The organism is Herbiconiux sp. (assembly GCF_023264855.1).
Taxonomy (GTDB): Bacteria; Actinomycetota; Actinomycetes; order Actinomycetales; family Microbacteriaceae; genus Herbiconiux.
In genome coordinates, this window is the sequence record NZ_JAHFUW010000037.1 from 39,719 (window position 1) to 45,846 (window position 6,128).

The following is a 6,128-nucleotide window of genomic DNA, read 5'->3' on the forward strand; positions in this document are numbered from 1 at the left end:
GGCCGTTCTAGCCGCGGGGTCTCTGGGCTCTAGTCGCGGGGCCGCAGTCGCACGCCGGGCAGCACCGGGGCGGGCAGCGGGTTCCCTGCGAAGTGGTGGTCGCTGTCGCCGAAACGGCGGGGGAGTGCGGATGCTGCGGCCTGGTCCGCGGGCCCGGACGACGCATCCGGGGCATCCGCGGGTTCGGCGCCCGACTCCCGCTGCCACTGGGCGCGGTAGCCGACGACCTCTTCGTGGTTGCGGCCCACGAAGTTCCACCACATCAGGATCTGCTCGCGCAGCGGGGCGCCGCCGATCAGCAGCGCGCGCACGGGCCGAGCGCCCGCTTCGAGACGGATGCTCGTGCGGCCGAGCCCGGTGTAGGCCAGTTCGGTGCGCTGCACCCGGCCGCCCTCCACGGAGAGCTCCCCGGCATCCACGAGCACGCCGTGCTCGAAGTCGGCCCGCACGGGGAGCTCGGCCACGCCGCCGGCCGGCAGGCGGATCTCGGCGGCCACCAAGGGCGTGAAGGTGGTGGCCCCGACGCTCGCGCCGGCGAGTGAGCCCACGAAAACGGCGAGTTCGGCATCCTGCACCGTGGCCGGCACCGCGCGGTGGCTCTCGAAGAACGGGCCGACCTGGCGCGAGGCCTCCGGTAGCGCCACCCAGAGCTGCACGCCGTGCAGCGTGGTGGTGGCGGAGGTGGAGATCTCGGAGTGCGAGATGCCGCGGCCTGCGGTCATCAGGTTGAGCTCGCCGGGGCGCACGAAGGCGTGGCTGCCCACGCTGTCGCGATGCTCGATCTCGCCGGCGAACAGCCAGCTCACAGTCTGCAGCCCGGTGTGCGGATGCGGCGGCACCACCATCCCGCCGGTCACCGAGACGTCGGAGGGACCGTAGTGGTCGACGAAGCACCAGGCTCCGATGAGGGTGCGCTCGCGGCTGGGGAGCGTGCGGTGAACCGTCATCGCGCGCGGTCCGCCGAGCGGCACCTCACGCGCCTGGATGATCTCGGGCAGTGCCGGGCCCGCGGCCAGGACGGCGTCGCACTCGACCCAGGTCTCGGCGGGCTTCTGCTCGAGGTTGCTCATGAACGAATCCTACGTTCGCTACGATTCTCGACGGGGGATCGCTTTCGTCGCGCCCCCGCGCATCCGACAATCCGACAATCCGGGGGAAACCAATGATCACGTCCACGCTCGCCGAGAGCTACTCGTACTCCTACAGCTACCAGGCCGACCCGTTCTCGTCGATCATCAGTGCCGTGCTCGTCGCGCTCACGATCATCGGCATGTGGCTCACGTTCAACAAGGCCGGCCTGCACGGCTGGGCCGCGATCGTGCCGTTCTACAACATCTGGACGCTGTGCAAGCTGGCGGGACGCCCCGGCTGGTGGTTCATCTGGTACATCATCCCGATCGCGAACATCATCGTCGGCATCATCGTCGCGCTCGAGGTCGCCCGCCGCTTCGGCAAGGGCGGTGTCTTCGGCTTCTTCCTGCTCTTCTGGCCGCTCCCCTTCATCGGCTACCCGATCCTCGGCTTCGGCAGCGCCCAGTACCAGGGCCCCCGCCCCGAGGGCGCCGCCCCCGCCGTCACCGTCTGATCACCTACTCGCGTTCACGGGCGGTCGCGGCTTCTCGCCGTGGCCGCCCGTATCGCTGCCGGGCCGCCTCTCCCGAGGTGCCCAGGGCGGCGCCGATCGTGCCCCACTTGATGTTGCCGGCGCGCGCGGCAGCTATGGCATCTGCGAGCACCACCTCTGCATTCCGCCGGGCGGCCGCTGCTTCCCACAGGGCGTCGTAGGCGGGGCCGTCGATCAGATCTTCGTCTTTGGGCTCGTACTTCTCAAACATGTCGGCTCATCGAAGGCTACAAGTCAACTTGTATTGAGCAATAGTCATGCTTGATCGTCGGTGATGCGAATCGCGAGAGGGTGGCGCATCCGGAATCTGTGCAGAACCTCGCGCGGGGGCGCGCCTGTGGAGAACGGGGCGTAACTCAGTCACGCCCACGGCGAACAGGGGCTGTCGGGGGTCGGTTCGCTGGCTAGTCTCTTCGTATCGGCCGTCATCCTGCCCTGGCGGCCAAGGAGACAGACATGTTTGAGAGATTCACCGACCGCGCCCGTCGCGTCGTCGTCCTGGCCCAAGAAGAGGCCAAGATGCTCAACCACAACTACATCGGCACCGAGCACATCCTGCTCGGACTCATCCACGAGGGTGAGGGTGTCGCAGCGAAGGCTCTCGAGTCGCTGAACATCTCGCTCGATGCCGTGCGCGAGCAGGTTCAAGACATCATCGGCCAGGGCCAGCAGCAGCCCACCGGTCACATCCCCTTCACGCCGCGCGCGAAGAAGGTGCTCGAGTTGAGCCTCCGCGAGGCCCTGCAGCTCGGCCACAACTACATCGGCACCGAGCACATCCTGCTCGGCCTCATCCGCGAGGGCGAAGGCGTGGCCGCGCAGGTGCTCGTCAAGCTCGGCGCCGACCTCAACCGGGTGCGTCAGCAGGTCATCCAGCTGCTCAGCGGATACCAGGGCAAGGAGCAGGTCGCGGTCGGCGGGAACGACCAGGCGCCCGACAAGGGATCGCAGATCCTCGACCAGTTCGGCCGCAACCTCACCCAGGCCGCGCGCGACAACAAGCTCGACCCGGTGATCGGCCGCGAGAAGGAGATCGAGCGGGTCATGCAGATCCTCTCGCGCCGCTCCAAGAACAACCCCGTGCTGATCGGTGAGCCCGGCGTCGGCAAGACCGCCGTCGTCGAGGGCCTGGCCCAGGCGATCGTGCGCGGCGACGTGCCCGAGACCCTGAAGGACAAGCAGCTCTACACGCTCGACCTCGGTTCGCTGATCGCCGGCTCCCGCTACCGCGGCGACTTCGAGGAGCGCCTGAAGAAGGTCACGAAGGAGATCCGCACCCGCGGCGACATCATCACCTTCATCGACGAGATCCACACCCTGGTGGGTGCGGGTGCCGCCGAGGGTGCGATCGACGCGGCGAGCATCCTGAAGCCGCTGCTCGCCCGCGGTGAGCTGCAGACCATCGGCGCCACCACGCTGGACGAGTACCGCAAGCACTTCGAGAAGGATGCCGCGCTCGAGCGCCGCTTCCAGCCCATCCAGGTGGCCGAGCCGTCGCTGCCCCACGCGATCAACATCCTGAAGGGGCTCCGCGACAAGTACGAGGCCTTCCACAAGGTGTCGATCACGGATGGCGCGATCGTCGCCGCCGCGAACCTCGCCGACCGCTACGTGCAAGACCGCTTCCTGCCCGACAAGGCCATCGACCTGATCGACGAGGCCGGCGCACGCCTGCGCCTCTCGATCCTGTCGGCCCCGCCGGAGCTGCGTGAGTTCGACGAGCGGATCGCCGCCGTCCGCGGCCAGAAAGAGGCCGCGATCGAGGACCAGGACTTCGAGAAGGCCGCCAGCCTGCGCGACGAGGAGAAGAACCTCCTCGGCGAGCGACTGCGCCTGGAGAAGCAGTGGAAGTCGGGCGACGTGCAGACCTCCGGCATCGTCGACGAGGGGCTCATCGCCGAGGTGCTGGCCCAGGCCACAGGCATCCCGGTGTTCAAGCTCACCGAAGAGGAGTCGGCTCGGCTCGTGTTCATGGAGAAGGCTCTGCACCAGCGGGTCATCGGCCAGAACGAGGCCATCGCGGCCCTCTCGCGCACCATCCGCCGCACGCGTGCGGGTCTGAAAGACCCGAAGCGCCCCTCGGGCTCGTTCATCTTCGCCGGCCCCACGGGTGTCGGTAAGACCGAGCTCGCCAAGGCGCTCGCCGAGTTCCTGTTCGACGACGAGAACGCGCTGATCTCCCTCGACATGTCGGAGTACGGCGAGAAGCACACGGTCTCGCGGCTGTTCGGTGCCCCTCCCGGGTTCGTCGGCTTCGAAGAGGGCGGCCAGCTCACCGAGAAGGTGCGCCGCAAGCCGTTCAGCGTGGTGCTGTTCGACGAGATCGAGAAGGCCCACCCCGACATCTTCAACTCGCTGCTCCAGGTGCTCGAGGAGGGGCGTCTGACGGATGGTCAGGGTCGCGTCGTCGACTTCAAGAACACGGTCATCATCATGACGACGAACCTCGGAACCAAGGACATCACGGGCAGCCCCATCGGCTTCCAGGTGTCGGGCAACGAGTCGACCTCGTACGACCGCATGAAGGCGAAGGTCTCGGAGGAGCTGAAGAAGAACTTCAAGCCGGAGTTCCTCAACCGCGTCGACGACACCATCGTGTTCCCGCAGCTGAACAAGGTCGAGCTGCTGCAGATCGTCGACCTGTTCATCAAGCGCCTGCGCGACCGCCTGCTCGACCGCGACATGACCATCGAGCTGACGCTCGCGGCCAAGGAGCGCCTGATCGAGGTCGGCTTCGACCCCTCGCTCGGTGCGCGCCCGCTGCGTCGCGCGATCCAGCACGAGGTCGAAGACCAGCTGTCCGAGCGCATCCTGCAGGGTGAGCTGAACGCGGGCGACCACGTGCACGTCGACTTCGCCGACGGCAAGTTCTTGTTCACGCAGACCTCGCGGGAGCCCGTCGCCATCGGCGCGGGTGCCGGCGACCAGCAGCAGGCCTCGGCCGCTGCGGCTGCGGCCGCCCTCGGCGACCTCGACTAGTCACCCCTCGGCGGCCCCGGCCGCCTCCCCGAAGGGCCGGACACCACGCGGTGTCCGGCCCTTCGTCGTCCCGCTATCGCACGCACATAGCGGGACTACGTGACGGGTCGAGGCGGGGGAGCGGATGCACGAGCACCGGGCAGGCGGCGATACGCTGGTGCGATGAGTTCGAGCAAGACGCAGAGCGCCGTGACCGTGCGGCGTGCGCGTACCAGTGACGTCCCCCGCATCCAGGAGCTGGTGGAGCCCCTGGTGCAGCGACGAATCCTGCTCGGCAAAGACGCGGTGGTGTTCTACGAGGCCGTGCAGGAGTTCCGGGTGGCCGAAGACGGCGAGGGCAATCTCGTCGGCTGCGGCGCCCTGCACGTGTTCTGGGAAGACCTCGGCGAGGTGCGCACTCTCGCGGTGCACGACGACTGGCTCGGCCGGGGCGTGGGCCGGGCCCTTCTCGCGCAGATCGAGACGGATGCGGTTGACCTGGGTCTCTCGCGCCTGTTCTGCCTCACCTTCGAGGTGCCGTTCTTCGAGCGCAACGGCTACACGGCCTCGCCGCTCGCGCTGGTGGAGCCCGAGGTCTACGCCGAACTCGTGCGCTCCCCCGACGAAGGTGTCGCCGAGTTCCTCGACCTCGCCCGGGTGAAGCCCAACACCCTCGGCAACACCCGCATGCTGAAGCACCTCGAACGATGAGCGCCGGCACCGTCGAGCACGACGACAACCCGGACGCCGAGGGCGACGGCGCGCACAACAAGACCTTCAACCAGCGTCTGCGCGACCGCTACTTCGGCCGGACCCGCCCGGGAACGGATGCGGCGGCGGAAGCCGAGAGCGAGTCCTCGCTCCCCAAATCGAACCAGATGGGCTTCTTCGGCCGCGTGCAGCGCCCCGGCGGTTTCGACCGCCCGCCCGAAGAGCCGGTCGAGCTCGACGACGACGACCTCCCCTGGGAGCTCGGCGGCCCGCGCCGCGACTGACCTCAGCGGCGTACGGGGCGCGACGCGCAGGTGACGCAGAAGGTCGCGGTGGGGCGGACCTCCAGGCGGCCGGAGGCGATCCGCCCGCCGCAGGATTCGCAGATGCCGTAGCGGCCTTCGGCCACGCGGGCGACGGCGGCGTCGACCTCGGCCAGGCGCGCCGTCGCCTCGCGCTGCAGACCGTCCAATCGCGACCACTCGCTGGAGAGGGTCGGCCCTTCAGGATCGTGCTCGTCGTCATCCGACGACGACTCACGGATGCGCCTCAGCTCATCGAGCGCGCTCGAGAGGGCGGCGAGTTGCGCTTCGGTGCGCTGACGCTCGGCCCGGAGGGATTCGCAGGGGCCCGTGATCAGCCTGCGGGCGCGGGGCCGTCGGTGGGCGTGGCGTCGCCGATGAACTCCTTGAACTCGTCTTCGACCTTCTCGTCGAAGCTGTCGGTCTCTTCGTACTCGTCGTCGACCTCGGGGTGCTGCCCGTTGTGCTCGAACGACTCAGGGGTGGGGGGATCTACGAAAGTGCTCATGCCAAAAGGCTACGCCGGGCCGCCG

The 6,128-nt window shown here is 68.5% G+C and carries 8 protein-coding genes; 4 read left to right on the plus strand and 4 right to left on the minus strand.

Going from position 1 to position 6,128, the window contains the following annotated elements:
* Nucleotides 1–29 precede the first annotated feature (29 nt).
* The gene (locus Q0D75_RS14670; protein WP_291054867.1) at nt 30–1,070 is read right to left on the minus strand and encodes a pirin family protein; all 1,041 of its coding nucleotides are present in this window, start codon (nt 1,068–1,070) and stop codon (nt 30–32) included.
* A gap of 92 nt (nt 1,071–1,162) precedes the next feature.
* Here Q0D75_RS14670 and Q0D75_RS14675 point away from each other — a divergent pair, with 92 nt between their 5' ends.
* Nucleotides 1,163–1,585 carry a DUF5684 domain-containing protein gene (locus Q0D75_RS14675; protein WP_291054870.1) on the plus strand — a complete coding sequence of 141 codons (423 nt, stop codon included), beginning with the start codon at nt 1,163–1,165 and terminating at the stop codon, nt 1,583–1,585.
* 4 nt (nt 1,586–1,589) lie between these two features.
* Here Q0D75_RS14675 and Q0D75_RS14680 read toward each other — a convergent pair whose 3' ends face one another.
* Complete coding sequence (locus Q0D75_RS14680; protein ID WP_291054874.1) at nt 1,590–1,835, minus strand: hypothetical protein; 246 nt, start codon at nt 1,833–1,835, stop codon at nt 1,590–1,592.
* A gap of 245 nt (nt 1,836–2,080) precedes the next feature.
* On the opposite strand from Q0D75_RS14680, the gene Q0D75_RS14685 reads away from it, so the two are divergent.
* The 3 genes from Q0D75_RS14685 (at nt 2,081) to Q0D75_RS14695 (ending at nt 5,577) form a co-directional block, all read left to right on the plus strand.
* Nucleotides 2,081–4,603, plus strand: coding sequence for an ATP-dependent Clp protease ATP-binding subunit (locus Q0D75_RS14685; protein ID WP_291054877.1), 2,523 nt, complete (start codon nt 2,081–2,083; stop codon nt 4,601–4,603).
* 162 nt (nt 4,604–4,765) lie between these two features.
* Complete coding sequence (locus Q0D75_RS14690; RefSeq protein WP_291054880.1) at nt 4,766–5,293, plus strand: amino-acid N-acetyltransferase; 528 nt, start codon at nt 4,766–4,768, stop codon at nt 5,291–5,293.
* Entirely contained in the window at nt 5,290–5,577 is a 288-nt protein-coding gene (locus tag Q0D75_RS14695; protein ID WP_291054883.1) for a hypothetical protein, read from the plus strand. The genes Q0D75_RS14690 and Q0D75_RS14695 overlap by 4 nt, the downstream gene beginning before the upstream one ends.
* Before the next feature lie 2 nt (nt 5,578–5,579).
* Here the strand turns inward: Q0D75_RS14695 and Q0D75_RS14700 are convergent, their stop codons facing one another.
* A complete protein-coding gene (locus tag Q0D75_RS14700; RefSeq protein ID WP_291054886.1) occupies nt 5,580–5,765 on the minus strand; it encodes a TraR/DksA C4-type zinc finger protein in 186 nt (61 codons plus the stop codon).
* Nucleotides 5,766–5,929: 164 nt separating this feature from the next.
* On the minus strand, nt 5,930–6,103 hold the full coding sequence (locus Q0D75_RS14705; RefSeq protein ID WP_291054888.1) for a hypothetical protein: 174 nt from the start codon (nt 6,101–6,103) through the stop codon (nt 5,930–5,932).
* Nucleotides 6,104–6,128: the final 25 nt, after the last annotated feature.